10 protein-coding genes are annotated in these 15,715 nt (G+C 49.8%); 4 read left to right on the top strand and 6 right to left on the bottom strand.

The window, feature by feature from the left end:
- Nucleotides 1–79: 79 nt before the first annotated feature.
- Together DW205_RS17045 and DW205_RS17040 are read left to right on the top strand one after the other, a co-directional pair.
- Nucleotides 80–898 (top strand): alpha/beta hydrolase, encoded by an 819-nt coding sequence (locus DW205_RS17045; RefSeq protein WP_005866104.1) that lies wholly within the window; start codon nucleotides 80–82, stop codon nucleotides 896–898.
- A gap of 27 nt (nucleotides 899–925) precedes the next feature.
- Nucleotides 926–2,371, top strand: a complete 1,446-nt coding sequence (locus DW205_RS17040) for a glycoside hydrolase family 30 beta sandwich domain-containing protein (RefSeq protein WP_005866106.1) — start codon at nucleotides 926–928, stop codon at nucleotides 2,369–2,371.
- A 162-nt stretch (nucleotides 2,372–2,533) separates the two neighbouring features.
- On the opposite strand, the gene DW205_RS17035 is transcribed toward DW205_RS17040, so the two are convergent.
- The 4 genes from DW205_RS17035 to DW205_RS17020 form a co-directional block, all read right to left on the bottom strand.
- A complete protein-coding gene (locus DW205_RS17035) occupies nucleotides 2,534–4,159 on the bottom strand; it encodes an efflux RND transporter periplasmic adaptor subunit (RefSeq protein WP_005866108.1) in 1,626 nt (541 codons plus the stop codon).
- Between the two features lie 4 nt (nucleotides 4,160–4,163).
- The gene (locus tag DW205_RS17030) at nucleotides 4,164–5,630 is read right to left on the bottom strand and encodes a TolC family protein (RefSeq protein ID WP_224202593.1); all 1,467 of its coding nucleotides are present in this window, start codon (nucleotides 5,628–5,630) and stop codon (nucleotides 4,164–4,166) included.
- A 19-nt stretch (nucleotides 5,631–5,649) separates the two neighbouring features.
- Complete coding sequence (locus DW205_RS17025) at nucleotides 5,650–9,396, bottom strand: efflux RND transporter permease subunit (RefSeq protein WP_005866114.1); 3,747 nt, start codon at nucleotides 9,394–9,396, stop codon at nucleotides 5,650–5,652.
- A gap of 237 nt (nucleotides 9,397–9,633) precedes the next feature.
- Entirely contained in the window at nucleotides 9,634–10,020 is a 387-nt protein-coding gene (locus tag DW205_RS17020; RefSeq protein ID WP_005866116.1) for a hypothetical protein, read from the bottom strand.
- A 143-nt stretch (nucleotides 10,021–10,163) separates the two neighbouring features.
- On the opposite strand from DW205_RS17020, the gene DW205_RS17015 reads away from it, so the two are divergent.
- Nucleotides 10,164–11,447 carry a DcaP family trimeric outer membrane transporter gene (locus tag DW205_RS17015; protein WP_005866118.1) on the top strand — a complete coding sequence of 428 codons (1,284 nt, stop codon included), beginning with the start codon at nucleotides 10,164–10,166 and terminating at the stop codon, nucleotides 11,445–11,447.
- An 81-nt stretch (nucleotides 11,448–11,528) separates the two neighbouring features.
- Here the strand turns inward: DW205_RS17015 and DW205_RS17010 are convergent, their stop codons facing one another.
- Complete coding sequence (locus DW205_RS17010; protein ID WP_005866120.1) at nucleotides 11,529–13,100, bottom strand: ClC family H(+)/Cl(-) exchange transporter; 1,572 nt, start codon at nucleotides 13,098–13,100, stop codon at nucleotides 11,529–11,531.
- A gap of 181 nt (nucleotides 13,101–13,281) precedes the next feature.
- Nucleotides 13,282–14,280, bottom strand: coding sequence for a hypothetical protein (locus DW205_RS17005; RefSeq protein ID WP_008778107.1), 999 nt, complete (start codon nucleotides 14,278–14,280; stop codon nucleotides 13,282–13,284).
- A 108-nt stretch (nucleotides 14,281–14,388) separates the two neighbouring features.
- Between DW205_RS17005 and DW205_RS17000 the strand changes: the two genes are divergently transcribed.
- The gene (locus DW205_RS17000; RefSeq protein WP_005866124.1) at nucleotides 14,389–15,711 is read left to right on the top strand and encodes an MATE family efflux transporter; all 1,323 of its coding nucleotides are present in this window, start codon (nucleotides 14,389–14,391) and stop codon (nucleotides 15,709–15,711) included.
- The last annotated feature ends 4 nt before the right edge of the window (nucleotides 15,712–15,715 follow it).

Below are 15,715 nucleotides of genomic sequence, written 5' to 3'. Positions count from 1 at the left end.
TTAGGTGAAAGGAGTCAGTCGAAAGATTGGCTCCTTTTTTTATATTAAATTTGATGTATTAAATCTATTATCTAATATCATGAAGAAAATCTATTTATTTCTATTTAGTCTGTTTATCTGTAATATCCTTGCGGCGCAAGATCAAGACTATAAAATAGTCAGAGATATCTCTTATACCCAATCGAAAAATCCATATGCGGTGGAACGTTGTAAATTGGATCTTTATTATCCCGAGAACGCAAAAGACTTCCCTACGGTAGTCTGGTTTCACGGAGGCGGCTTGTCGGGAGGTAGCAAATTCATCCCGGAGGAATTGAAGAACTGCGGATTAGCCGTTATCGCCGTAAATTACCGTCTGCTACCCAAAGCCACGTTGAGCGATTGTATCGATGACGCCGCCGCCGCTGTCGCTTGGACATTCAGCGAAATTGAGAAGTATGGTGGGGATAGGCGTAAAATCTTTGTCTCAGGTCATTCCGCTGGAGGTTATTTAACAAATATGGTCGGACTGGATAAGAAGTGGTTGACTAAGTACCGGATAGATGCTGATTCCATCGCTGCATTAATCCCTTTCAGCGGTCATGCGATCAGCCATTTCGCTTATCGGCAGGCGAAGGGGATGAAAGATACCCAACCGAGTATCGACGAGTTCGCCCCTTTGTTTTACGTACGTCCTGACGCTCCTCCATTGATTATCGTCTCGGGCGACCGGGAGATGGAGATGCTGGGCCGCTATGAGGAGAACGCCTATTTTTGGCGTATGATGAAAGTGGCCGGACATAAGAATACTTATATCTATGAGTTGGACGGATATGATCATGGATCGATGGCCGCTCCTGCCTTCCACATCTTAAAGAATCACGTGAATGCGATCTTGAAAGGTTCAGAAACCCGGTAATTCGATAAACTATTTAATTTAATACGTATGGTTCTCTTTTCTTTATTAATGGTCTTGATTTGCTTGAACGCATGTTCTGGAGCGAAGACCTCGGACAATGTAACGGTGTATGTCACGACAAACGATCGTGCGAAAGATTTCGTGAGAAGTGAGATCGCCTTGGGGGACAAACAAGCCGCCTCGCCTTCCGTGATAACGATAGACCCTTCGGTGCGCTATCAGACGATGGATGGCTTTGGCGCCGCCGTGACAGGCTCTACCTGCTATAACTTGATGCGGATGGCTCCCGAGGATCGGACAGCTTTCCTGAAAGAGACTTTCTCTGATACGGAGGGGATGGGGTATAGCTATATCCGTATCTCGATTGGCTGCTCGGACTTTTCTTTAAGTGAGTATACTTGTTGTGACACGAAGGGTGTCGAGAATTTCGCCTTGCAGAGCGAGGAGAAGGAGTATGTGATACCGATCTTGAAGGAGATCTTGGCGATCAGCCCTTCTATAAAAATCTTGGGATCGCCTTGGACTTGTCCAAGATGGATGAAGGTGGATAACTTAATGGATTTGCGCCCGTTCGAGTCATGGACTAGCGGACAGCTGAATCCCGCCTATTATCAAGATTACGCTACCTATTTCGTGAAATGGATACAGGCGATGGAGGCCGAGGGGATTCCTATCGAGGCGATAACTCCCCAAAACGAACCTTTGAACCGAGGAAATTCCGCTTCCTTATTTATGGGATGGGAGGAGCAACTCTCTTTCGTGCGTGACGCTCTAGGCCCTAAACTGAAAGAGACTGGCCTCAAGACGAAGATCTACGCTTTCGACCATAATTACAATTACGATAATATGTTGGAGCAGCAAGGCTATCCGATGAAAATCTACGAGGATGAGAATGCCGCTTCTTTCCTGACAGGTGCCGCTTACCATAATTACGGGGGCGACCGGGAGGAGTTGAATAACGTAAACGGCAAGTTCCCCGATAAAGAATTAATATTTACGGAAACTTCTATCGGCATGTGGAATGATGGACGTAACTTAGAGAAACGCTTGATGGAAGATATGGAGGAGACGGCCTTGGGTACGGTGAATAACTGGTGTAAGGCAGTTATCGTATGGAACTTGATGCTGGACAACGAGCGGGGACCGAACCGAGAGGGTGGTTGCCAGACTTGTTATGGTGCCGTGGATATCGATCGCTCGGATTATAAGACGATTACCCGGAATTCTCATTATTATATTATCGGTCATTTATCCTCTGTGGTGAAACCGGGGGCAGTACGGATCGGCTCTAAAGGGTATACGGCTGATGGGATTATGTATTCCGCCTTCGAGAATTTAGATGGAACGGAAGCGCTCGTATTACTAAATAATACGGACGGGACTAAAAATATAACGGTAAACAGTGGCGAACGTTCGTTTACCTACGAGGTTCCCGCTAAAGCAGTCGCTTCTTTTCGTTGGAATCTTTACTAATAAGGAGGGTGTGTTAAAAGTTGGTATTATGGCACGCAGATTTAGCAGATTTACGCAGATAATATATTGATTTTCATATCATAAATCTGCGGTCATCTGCTCAATCAGCGTTATCTGCGTGCCATGTTCACACTTTTGACACACCCCCGAATGTCCAATACTTTATCTATAGTGGCAACAAGCTGGTAGCTTATCATATACGGCTTTATCCGCCTTATCCATATCCGTGTCATGGCCTACTTTAGCGATCGCCTTGCTGATCGCTTTCGGGGAGGTCTTTTGGGGATCGTACTGGAGATGGATCATCTGGGTATCTTTGTCCCAATGAGCGGATAACACACCATTTACCCCTTTTGCCGCTTTCTCGATACGTTCCTTGCACATATCGCAAGAGCCTTTGACACCGAACATGGCATGCTCGGAGGCTACCCCCGTGGCGCTTTGCGCATGCATCATATGCCCCTCATGCCCAATCATAGGCTTGGCGGGCTCGTCGCCGTTATTCATCATGGAAGTTTTTCCCTCCAGCTGTGCGCTGGCGTCTATGGCGAAGACTCCGTTGGTTACGATTTCCTCACCTTCTCGCAAGCCATTCAAGATAACATAAGAGTTACCAAGGGAAGGGCCTAGCTCCACTTCACGCATCAAGAAAGCGGGGGTATTCGTATCCGGTTGCTTTACGTACACGATAGCACGTTTACCCGTCCAGAGCACAGCGGTTTGCGGTACGACGATCTCGTTCTTATAGTTGCGGAGCGGGGCGCTTACGTTTGCCGTGGCGTACATCTCGGGCTTGAGCTCCAAAGAGGCGTTCGGTACCTCTACACGGACCTTGGCGGTACGGGTCGTCGTGTTCAAGATCGGGTCGATGAAAGAGATCTTACCCGAGAACTTCTTGCCGGGTAGCGCTTGCAGGGTAAATTCCACCGGATCACCTTTGCTAAGGAAAGGGAGATCCACCTCGAAAGCGTCGAACAAGGCCCATACCTTCGTGAGGTTCGCCACGTCGAAAAGGATAGCTCCTTGGGATACATAATCACCTTGGCTTACCCGCTTGGACAGGACGATACCGCTCGTGTTCGACTTGATCTCTACAACCGGGGAGATAGAGCCGGACTTCTCGATAGCGGCGATCTGGGCATCTGTCATCTTCCATAAATATAGTTTTTCACGGGCGGCCTGTATCAATTGAGATTGTCCCATGCGGATCGCTTCCAACAATTCTTGCTGGGCGGTGAAAAGCTCTGGGGAGTAGAGGGTAGCGAGGGTCTGTCCGGCACGCACCGTCTCACCCGTGAAATCAACGTTCAAGCTCTCGATGCGTCCGCTTACATGGGCTGTTTGAGATTGCAGGCTACGCTCGTCCGGTACGATCTTGCCGTATAAACGGACTTGCTTGACCGGATTCTGGCGGGATACCTTGGAGGTTTGTACGTCCGCTAAGGCTGCTGCTTCTTCCGAAAGCTGAATGGCGTTGGGATCGATGGCCTTGTCGGAGAAGGAGCTCTTACGTACGGGGATCAAATCCATGGCGCAGATAGGGCATTTACCCGGCTTGTCTTGGCGAATTTGGGGATGCATGGAACAAGTCCACTCGCCGGCCTCGTTCTGTTGGAGGTCGTGGCCATGCGTAGGGTCGTGAACTTCCGTGCCGGTCTCGCTCGCTTGTGACGTATGGCTGTCGGTATCGGAGTTATGGAACAGAAGCCAGCCCAACAAGAGGCCGCCCGCTAGGAACAGGATATATATCAGGTACTTGGATTTTACGGTTTCATTTATATTTTTCATTTTCTTATTCGTTTACAGAGGTGGATATTAATTTCTCGATTCCGGCGATTTGGGTATTATATTCCGCTATCGCTTCGCTTTTCTTCAAGTGATAGTCCAACATTTGTCGCTCCACTTGGATCACGTCGGTCAAGGTCGTACTTCCTGTCGAGAATTCCCGGACGATCAGTTGGTAGGTGGCCAACGATAGATCGTATTGTTTCTGGTACAAATCGATTTTCCGTGCGGCATCTTCCAATTGCTGGGTAATACGGATATACTCGGCTTGCAGTTGGTTCATCGTGTTCTCGTACTTCAACTCGCTGGATTTCCAATAATGCTTGCTTTCCCGTTGCTGTGCGTTATATTTCTTACGGAAGATAGGAAGGCTGATCTTTAGCATGGGCATGAACATATCCTTTCCGTTCATACCGGACATAGAGCCCATAGACATATCTTCCGGTTTCTTCCCGATCAAGGAATACTGGAGGCCGATACCTAGCATGGGGTAACTCATTTTCTTGTCCATCTCCGCCTTGGCCCGGTAAGCGTTTCCTTCCGCCTCCAGCATGGTAAGCATGGGGTTGTTGGAGATGACGCTGTCAAGAGCCATCGACTCACCCCATGAGAGAGGAAGCCGTTCCAACGAGTCGGGGACGGAAATCGGGGTAGCTAGCGACTGATTGAGCAACGTATTAAAAGCAGCCTCGGCCGTTTTCCGTTGCGATAACAAGGAGGCTAGCGTATTCTCCAGTTCTACCTTCTCCATCTGGATTCGCAATACGTCCGACATTCCGCCCATGGAGTTGCCACTTCCCATAGAGCCTCCACCCATAGGGCTACCGCCGGACATTCCGGACATCGTACTACCGGATGCTCCCGTGCTTTGTACCGTAGGGCTTCCCATGCTACTGCCTCCCATACCCGACATACCTCCACCGGATACGGCGGGAGGAGTCGATGGAGCAGAAGATACGGGGGAGGGTAAGACGGAGGAACCGCCCGCCTTCGCCGACGGAGCGGAGAAGCGGTTCAATGCCAACTGTTCCAACTGGTCTAGCAGACGAAGGTTCGCCTGCGTATTTTTATATTGCTCGCTGATATTGCAAAGCTGGTACCATTGACTCTTCACCTCGTAATACAGGTTGTTGCGACTGTTACGGAATTGTTCGTAAGCCATCCGGGCCATCTCGGTCGCCTCGTTGCGGGCCGCCTTCCGGGTACCGAACCAAGGGAACATTTGCATCAAGGTGAAATCCGCTATTTGCTTTCCGGACAAGATCTCCATCGGTTTCAGGAAGAAACCGATCTCCAGTTCCGGGTCCGGATAGGCTCCGGCTTGCGGGACTTTCTCCAAAGATGCCTTATACAGGGAGAAGTCGGCGTTGATCTGCGGATTGTTACGTGCCGCCAGTTCCAGATAATAGCCTAAACTATCGGCCGGCTGGGAGTAAGCGAAAAGGACGTTTAGCATCCCCAGTACACCTGCCATGATGATTGATCTGATTCTTTTATATCTCATAAGTCGTTACCTCCTCTTGAATTTTATTCTTTTGTTCTTTCTTTATAGCGTTCTCCCGCCACCAGCATTGCAGGACGGGAACGACAAACATGGTCATACTCTGGATCAGCATTCCTCCGAACGTAGGGATAGCCATCGGTACCATGATATCCGCCCCCTTACCGGTAGAGGTAAGTACGGGGAGCAAAGCGATCAGGGTAGTGGCTGTAGTCATGGCCGCAGGGCGTACCCGTTTCAGTCCGGCGGCTACTACCGCTTCCCGGATATCGTGCTTGGTGCGGGGGTCTCGCTCGAGGAATACATGATGGATGTAGGTTCCCATCAATACCCCATCATCCGTAGCCACACCGAACAAGGCGATGAAACCGACCCAGACTGCCACGCTCAGATTGATCGTGTGCATCTGGAAAAGATCCCGCATATTCTCTCCGGCGATGGAGAAGTTCATGAACCAATCCTGTCCGTAAAGCCATAGCAAGATAAAACCTCCGGCGAAGGCCACGAACACCCCGGAGAAATGGATCAGTGAGGCAGTGACCGTCTTGAATTGAAAGTATAGAACCAGCAGGACGATCAACAAGGCGAGGGGAACGACGATCATCAGCCGGCTGGTGGCACGCTCCTGCTGCTCGTAATTGCCGGCGAACTTATAGGATACGCCGGGATCAAGGTTCAACCCTCCCTCCTTTATTTGTTGCTCAAGGATGCGGGAAGCCTCTTTCACGACATCCACTTCCGCCTTCCCCGCCAGTTTGTCGAAGATGACGTAGCCTACCAAGAAAGTGTTCTCGCTTTGGATCATCTGCGCTCCACGGGTATAGTTGATATCGGCAAGCTCTTTAAGCGGGACTTGCGCCCCAGTGGCGGTCGGTACGAGGATCATACCTAGCGCCTCTGGATTATCTCGAAGCTCACGAGCGTAGCGTAGGCGCACCGGGAAACGTTCCCTGCCTTCCACGGTGCGGGTCAGTACCATGCCACCGACAGCGGCACTTAATATCTCTTGCAAGTCCTCCACGTTTACGCCGTAACGGGCCATATTCTCACGGTTCAGTTCGATCTCCAGATAAGGGGCGCCTACCGCACGGTCGTAAAATACGGAAGAGGGGATAACGGAGGATACCTCTTTCAATGCCTTCTCGATCGCCTTTCCGGCTTTCTCGATCGTCTCCAGATCCGGGCCATACACCTTGATACCCATCGGGGCACGCATACCGGTGGATAACATGACGAGACGGGCCTCGATAGGCTGCAGCTTCGGGGCGGAAGTCAATCCCGGAAGATGGGTGACGTTCACGATCTGTTGCCAGATATCGTTCGTGTTCTTGATCTCCGGTCGCCATTGGCGGAAGTAATCGCCTTTAGCGTCTGGGATCAGGCTGTCTGAGGGAATCAGCCGGAAACCGTCTTTGGGGTTATATACGCCTCCATCTTTTAGGAGATACTCCCCTTGCCGGTTTACCTTGAAACGTTCCCTTTTCCCGTCCTCATTCAGGATATATTCCGGACGGTAGTTGATCGTATTCTCGAACATCTGTACCGGCGCTGGATCGAGGGCGGAGTTTACACGGCCCCATTTACCGATGGCGGTCTCCACCTCGGGGATAGAGGCCAGCCGTTTGTCGAGCGCCTCTATATAATCAAGGTTTTGCTCGATACCGGAATGCGGCATGCTAGTCGGCATCAGTAGGAAAGAACCTTCGTTCAGGCTAGGCATAAACTCCTGTCCGATGCCTCTCCATATCCAGAAACCGAATACGATGGTAGCTCCCGGAATCAACATGAATTTCCAGCGGTTATCCAAGCACCAGCGCAATATCCTCTCATAATACATAACGAGCAGCCACAGGATGCTTAGGATGATGGCTACGCAACCCGCCACGAACAGGATATTGGCGAGCATCCCTTTTTGCGGCCCCATCGGCAACCATTCCTCGGACAGGTAATAGATCGAGACAAAGAGGGTGATACCGATATTGATATAAGTGCTCATCTGAGGCTTCTTCCAATACCCGGACAATAGATTATTCAACCCGACTGCCGTTAGCCCGATAGCGGGAATACTGCCATAGATAATAAGTAAGGCGATTCCGGCCACGATCAACAGGTAATTCAGTATTTTCCGTATCTGCCTTGAATGGATCTTTATCGAGAACAACCAATACGATAGGGAAGGAAGCAAGATCAATCCCAGCACGAAGGCGGAAGCCAAAGCATACGTCTTGGTGTAGGCCAAGGGCGAGAACATCTTCCCTTCCTGCGCCTCCATGGTGAAGACGGGGAGGAAGCTGACGATCGTCGTGATCATCGCCGTGCTGATCGCCCCGGACACCTCGCTTACCGCCTTATAAATAAGGTTGACAAACGCCTTTCCCCCCTGTATATGCCTGTTCTCGGGCATCTCCCGGTAACGGATGATACTTTCCACGAAGACGACCCCTACATCCACCATCACGCCAATGGCGATCGCTATACCCGATAAAGCCACGATATTCGCCGCTATCCCCGTATAACGCATGATGATGAACGTGGCGAGCACCGCTATCGGTAACATGCTGGCGATAACGATAGAGGCCCTTAGGTTGAGCACCAGCACGATGATAACGATCACGCAGATCAATATCTCGTGGGAGAGGGCGGTCTCCAACGTCCCGATCGTCTCCTTGATAAGCCCCGTACGGTCGTAGAACGGCACGACGGTTACCTTGGAGACCGTCCCGTCCGCCAGTACCTTCTGGGGCAATCCCGGTTCCATCTCCTTGATCTTCGCCTTTACGTTATTGATAACCTCCAAGGGGTTGGAGCCATAGCGGGCTACGACCACTCCGCCCACGGCCTCCACACCCTCCTTGTCCAGCCCTCCCCGTCGGGTTCCGGGGCCGATATTCACGAACGCCACGTCCGATATGCGAACCGGCACGCCTTCCCGAACGGTGACGACGGCATTCTCTATATCTTTTACATTCTTGATATACCCCAAGCCCCGGATCAGGTACTCCACCTTGTTGATCTCCATCGTCTCGGCGCCGATATCGAGGTTGCTCTTCTTGATGGCGCTCATGATATCCATCACGGAGACGTTGAAGGCGTACATGGCATCTGGGTTCAACTCGATCTGGTACTCCTTCACGAAGCCGCCCGCCGAGGCAACCTCGGATACCCCCTCGGCGGAGGATAAGGTGTACTTGACGTAGAAATCCTGTATCGTACGCAACTCCTCGGCGTTCCAGCCTCCGGTAGGTTTACCGGTCTTGGGGTCCCGTCCTTCCAGCGTATACCAATAGATCTGCCCGAGGGCGGTAGCGTCCGGTCCCAAGGTAGGCTGCACGCCTTCCGGCAAGGTTCCCGGAGGCAGGGAGTTCAGCTTCTCCAATATACGGGAACGGCTCCAGTAGAACTCTATATCGTCATCGAAGATAATGTATATGAAGGACATCCCGAACATGGAGGAACTACGGATCGTCTTCACTCCCGGGATACCTAAAAGAGAGGTGGTCAGCGGATAAGTGATCTGGTCCTGTATATCCTTCGGCGAGCGGCCCATCCATTCCGTGGCCACGATCTGCTGGTTATCGCCGATATCGGGGATGGCGTCTACCGGAATCGGATTCCGGGGAATGATCCCCCCGTGCCAATTGAAGGGGGACGTGGAGATGCCCCATACGATAATCAGCACTAGTAAAAGTAAGGTTACCACCCTGTTCTCAAGGAAGTAACGAATGATTCTGTTTAACATTTGAATGAGCTTTTATGATTTGAAAACATATGAGAACGCTTATTTGTTCGTCTTTGAAGGCAAGCGATCACATGAGTACTCGTGATGCTTTACGCCAGTACTCGCAATGGATTACTCCAGTATTTGCAATGGATTACTCCAGTACTTGCGGTGGATTACTCCAGTACTCGCAATAGATTACGCCGGTACTCGTGCGTAAACAGACGTAAATCGCCTTTTAAAAAGGAAGCCTATACGCTAAATCAAAAAAGTACAATGATGGACGAATAACGGGATAGCGCTATTCTCCTTGGGTGGATTAATAAAGGGATTGGAACGTGTTGTCTCGTCTCGCCCGGCGATCTTATAGGAGTCGAGTAGATCGAACAACAAAACTACAGCGACAGGAGCGGACAATTGCACGAGCGTATTCGCCACATCCTGATCGACGGATAACTTAACATATTCCGTCTTGGTAGAGCAGCACTTATGGGACGTGCCCGCCTCACCGCAACTGGGGCAAGTGTCAAGATACTGCAAACTCACCTCCGCCAACTTACCCATACAATAATGGTAATTCAGCGCAAACCCGGAGGAAACCCCGAGGTAAAGAACAGCGAGTATGAACAATAAAAATCTTCTCATCCCAAGTAATATATTCCGCAAATATATGAATATTTTTTGAACGGGCAATAGGGTGGAAAAAGTGCTCGTAGGGTTGTTAAAATCAGAACCTTTTCTTTATAGCCTTGTTCAAGGTAGGTAATTAATCTAAACAAAACACATTTATGAGACTATTTGTACAAGGAGCAGTATTACTGCTAGGTATGGGATTCTTATCGGCTCCCGCTAAGGCTCAAAAGGTGGTCATCGAGGATGACGTGCCAAATTCGATAGTCCTTGTCAGCCAAGACAAGGCAGGTGATGAAATCGTGAGGATAATGAATGAGACGCAGAGCCCTCGTTTCCACGACCCGAAAGCCCCCCGCTTCGTATTGACCGATCGTAAGGGACGTTTCGCCTTGGGTATCGGCGGTTACGTGAAGGCTACGGCGGAGTATGATTTCGGCGGGATCTCGGATGATGTCGATTTCTATCCGTCCATGATCCCGAATGGTGGGCAGAACTACGTCCGTAACCAGTTCCAGATGGACGCTACTACCAGTACGATATTCTTGAAATTAGTGGGTCGTACCAAACACCTCGGGGATTTCGTCGTGTATACGGCGGGTAACTTCCGGGGAGGCAGCAAGGTCTTCGAGCTCCAGAACGCCTATGTGTCTTTCCTTGGTTTCACGATGGGTTACGATTATAGTACCTTCATGGATCTGGCCGCCCTTCCGCCCTCGATCGATTATGCGGGGCCTGCCGGACAGGTTTTCAGCCGTGCCACCCTGTTACGCTATGAGCGTGCTTTCGGTAAGGGATGGAAAGCGGGTGTAGGTATCGAGATGCCTGTGGTGGATGGCATCACGAACCAAAGCGTGAATATCAGTAACCAACGTATGCCGAACTTCCCTGCCTATATCCAATACGCTTGGAATAAGAGCAGCCATATCCGTGTAGCTGGTATCGTACGTAATATGACGTATGAGAACTTGGTGGCGCAACGGGCCGAGTCTAAGGCCGGATGGGGCGTGTTTGCCGCCTCTACGTTCAATGTGACGAGCAAGCTGAACTTCTACGGTCAGGCTACTTACGGCCGGGGGATCAGCCAGTTCTTGAATGATATCAGTAATCTGGACGTGGATCTGGTTCCGGACCCCGAGGCCAAAGGCAAGATGCAAGTGCTTCCGATGATGGGTTGGTACGCTGGCTTGCAGTATAATATCACGCCGAAGGTATTCGTCTCCAGCACCTATAGCCAGACTCGTTTATACAGCGAGAATGATTACCCGGTTACCCCGTCGGATCAATACCGCTACGGTCAATACTTGGTAGCCAACATTTTCTGGAACGTGAACGCTAATCTGCAAGTCGGCGCCGAGTATTTGAGAGGCTGGCGTACCGATTTCAACGATATGACCCGCCACGCCAACCGACTTAATGTTTCCGCTCAATATAACTTCTGATAATGTAGCGTTTTGTTGATGTGCCACACCGGGGGATTCTTGGTGTGGCATTTCTTTTCGAGGCGATTGGCAGGTCTGCGATTAATAGATGTTCGCCATGCTAATCAGCGGCTCATACAGCTTCTCGATATCCTGCGAATCGATCTCGATCTCAACTTGATCACCGGGGATAAGAGTCTGTCCGGCGGGAGCCAAGTCCTTGCGATCCCGGTGAATAGTCTTGATGATACAACGTTGGGGGAGGGTGAGGTGATCTACCTCCTTCCCGTCGAAATAGGCACCTGTCATGATCTCTACGAACAGGCTGGAACGCCCTTCGGTACGGAAGGCTGGAGTCGAGATCATCTCGTCGTAGAGAACCACGTTAAAGGGCTTTATCTGTAGCATTTCCGTGAAGTAATACGTAAGCCCGCCGACAATGATAGAGGGGTAGAATACATCCAGATGCCCGGTTATCTCCGTAATCAAGACGATACCCGTCAGCGGTGTCCGGACTACCGCCACCAAGAAACCTACCATGCTGATTAACATGATATAGCTGATGCTCTCCGTTTCAATGAAACCATACTTCACCAATAATAAGGCGATGATCTGCCCGAACAATCCCCCGGTAACTAGTGTAGGGATGAAATTCCCTCCCGGCAGTCCGGAGGAGAAAGAGAGAGACGTGAATATCAAGTGGATGAGCATCATCGCCGCTATCCATAAAACGGGGTGATATCCATGCATCGCTTGCATGATAAGGAATTGCTCGCCTCCTCCTGTCAAATCGATCTCCGTCAATGAGATCGTATACGCTATGATAAGCAGGTACAACATCTTCATATAAGGAGGATGCTTCAGTCTGGTAAAGAAATCCTTGCACCAAAGGGTAAACATCGAGTAAATTTTCCCGAAGACGGAAATAACCACGGCCAGAAATAAGAACAACTTCAGTTGATCTATAAAAGTAGCCTGCGGGGCAATAGCGCTAATCTGCGAGTAGGGGTTGAAGGGGAAAATCAAGCTCGCTACGCCTCCCGCCACGACCCCTGCCAGCAAGGTGGTAATGGCGGTCTTGGGAGCGTCGAACCGTTCGATGGACTCGATCACCAAAAGTGAGGAAGCGAGGGGAGCGGCGAAAGCGGCGGCCAATCCGGCACCTGCGCCGGCAGCCAAAAGTTGCTTGCGCTCTCCAGCCAATACGTGTCCCCATTTGGAAATGATATTCCCCACGTAAGATCCGATCTGTACGCACGGTCCCTCACGACCAAGGGACAGGCCGGCGCTGATCGCTAATATCCCTCCCGTGAACTTGGCGATTAATTGTGTCAACGGGTTTTTATAAGTGATCCTGCCATTGATAACCGCCCGTGTCTGGGGAATGCCCCCACCGGTAATCAGCGGCATCTTCTTGACCATCCAATTCACGCAAAGCAATATACCCCATAGCGTGAAGAAGAACAAGACATGGAAATACCAAGGGTAATGACCGTCGAAAAAAAGTTTCCGGCTATTGAATAACTGCTGGAGCAGATAGTGATAAGGTACCGCTACCAACCCGGTCAGCAATCCCACGAAAATGCTTACAAAATAAAGTCTGGCGTCAATAAGTTTCAATTTCCAGATCCGCCAGCGCCTCAATTTTGTTATATCTAAGAGATCATTATCCATCGGACTCACCTTGTTTTCGTTTCCTGTTACAACAACCGAGGTAAATAAGAGGTTTAAAATCTCATTCCATTGAACCTTTTTTAAAAAGCCTTGTTATTAAGATATAGTGTTTTTCATGGTATTAGAATTAAGTTAGATTAGGTTATCCGTCTTGTTCGTGAGAATAGGGCGGTTTTCCTGTTTATAGGGGTTTGTACTTTGAGGCGGTTAGGATTTCTTGGGCGTCGTTGTTTTGCATCAACGCCTCCGGGGTAGATCCCGTCTCCTTCATGTACTGGTTGATGATCTGCCAGCCTATCCAAGTCCCGATATTCCCGGGAGCGTCGTTCTCGGGGAAAATGGCCGGGGTATCCTCGAAATACTGGGAAGTTGTCAGTTGATCCGGGGTATAAAGATGCTTGCGCTCGATGATTGCTTTCCAGATTGTTCCTTCGTTGTCCTTGCACCAGTTGTAGGCCTGTTCGGTGTATCCCATTAGCTCGGCGGCATCGGGAACGCCTAGGGCTTGCGAGAGCAGGTATTTGATTTTTCCCTCGTAAATCATCCGGTCCAGCAATACGTTCTCTTTTCCCGCGAAAGGATATTCGGACATGAGCCACCCCGCCAGATAATCCGGGACCACGAGTCCACGTTGCATTTTCAATTTCTGGGAGTCATAGAAGAAATCTTGATACAAGGGATAGTCCTTTCCCATATACTTATCGATGGAAAGGGAAAGCAGGCTATCGCCTACCAATACGTTCTGGTTGAAACCGGATACATGCATATAGATAGCAGGGATCTGCATCGAGGGGAAATTCTCCTTTAGATAGGCGAATCCGTATCCCAAGGATTTCTCGATATCCTCCACGGAATCATATTGGGTGATAGCGTCACGATACAAGCCTTTCAAGGTAGGCTCCGAGTAATAATTCCGCATTTTCTCGAAGAAGCCGGGAGTCTCGATGGTTTGCAGGTTTAATATGCCTTTCCCGATGATATCCAGCATTTCCGGGTATTGTTTGATTAGTTCGGGTTGCAAGGTGGTATCTTCCGTATCGATCAGCCGGAATAAATCCTTGTCAAAACGATTGATATGCAGGGGTTCGACGGTAGCGTAGTTGATCGTATTTGTGTTTTGCCCGTTGCAGCTCAATAGCGTAGCGGACAAAATACAGGCCATGATGAGTTTTGTAACCATATCTCTTCGTATAATAATGTAATATGATAAGAAACGGATCGCATGGGGTAATATTGTGTGACTGGCATCTTATTACTACCTTTGCCTCCCTTTTATTTAAGATTCATCATGCGATATACGAACAAACAAATTCTAAAGATCACGTATCCGGTATTAATCAGCTTGCTCATGGAGCATATGATCGGATTGACGGATACCGCTTATCTGGGACGTGTCGGCGAGGTCGAGCTAGGTGCCTCCGCCTTGGCAGGAGTCTATTATCTTGTGATTTATATGCTGGGCTTTGGTTTCAGTGTAGGCGCTCAGGTGCTGATGGCACGTCGTAACGGTGAGGGGGAGTATGAACGGATCGGCGAGGTTTTCACGCAAGGCGGGCTATTCCTTTTTTTGCTGGCGGCGGTGTTGTTTACGGCCTCTAATCTGCTTACGCCCCATCTGCTCCACCGGATGATCGGTTCGGAAGAGGTGTATCGAGCGACGATGAGCTATCTGGACTGGCGGGTGTACGGGTTCTTCTTCTCTTTTATAGCGGTGATGTTCCGTGCGTTTTACGTGAGTACGACGAATACGAAGATCTTGACGGCCAATTCGGTGGTGATGGTGCTTACCAACGTGGTCTTGAACTATATCTTGATATTCGGTAAGTTCGGGTTCCCCGCTTTGGGGATAGCGGGTGCCGCTATCGCTTCCTCGATCTCGGAAGCTGTTTCCGTATTGTTCTTCGTGATTTATACTTGGAAGAAGATAGATTATAAAAAATATGGTCTGTTCCGTTTTACGAGAGTGGATTTTAGGATGCTGGGACAAATACTTAGTGTCTCTATCTGGGTGATGATCCAGCATGGGATCGCTTTTGGAGGATGGTTTATCTTCTTTATCGCTATGGAGCATCTGGGTGAGCGGCCGTTGGCGATTACGAATGTGGTACGTAGCATCTCCTCGTTCCTGTTTATGTTCGTGAATGCTTTCGCCTCCACGAACAGCTCGCTGGTAAGTAACTTGATCGGTGCCGGGGAGTCGGACCGGGTGCTTCCGCTTTGCCGGAGGATGATCGGGCTATGCTATGCGTTCGTGCTACCGATCGGTATCTTGATCGCTATGTTCCCGTCTACCGTATTGCGTATTTATACGGATAACCCGGACTTGATCGCTAGCTCGATCTCCTCGTTGTGGGTGATGCTGTCTTCTTATCTCTTCGCTGTTCCCGGTTTTATTTATTTCTTTAGCGTATCGGGGACAGGCAATACCCGCCGTGCGCTGGAAATCGATATGGCTAGCATATTCGTGTACGTATTATATATATTGTATGTCGCCGTATGGTTGCGTGCGGACGTGGCGGTTTGCTGGACTACGGAGTATGTATATAATATCATGATCCTTTCTTCTTTCTTCTATCTATGGAAAGGAAATTGGCGTAACAAGAAAATCTGAAGAC

The organism is Parabacteroides sp. AM17-47 (genome assembly GCF_003434625.1).
In the GTDB taxonomy this organism is placed as follows: domain Bacteria; phylum Bacteroidota; class Bacteroidia; order Bacteroidales; family Tannerellaceae; genus Parabacteroides; species Parabacteroides distasonis.
Note: the sequence above shows the minus strand (reverse complement) of the source record. Positions and strands in the feature narration are given on the sequence as shown.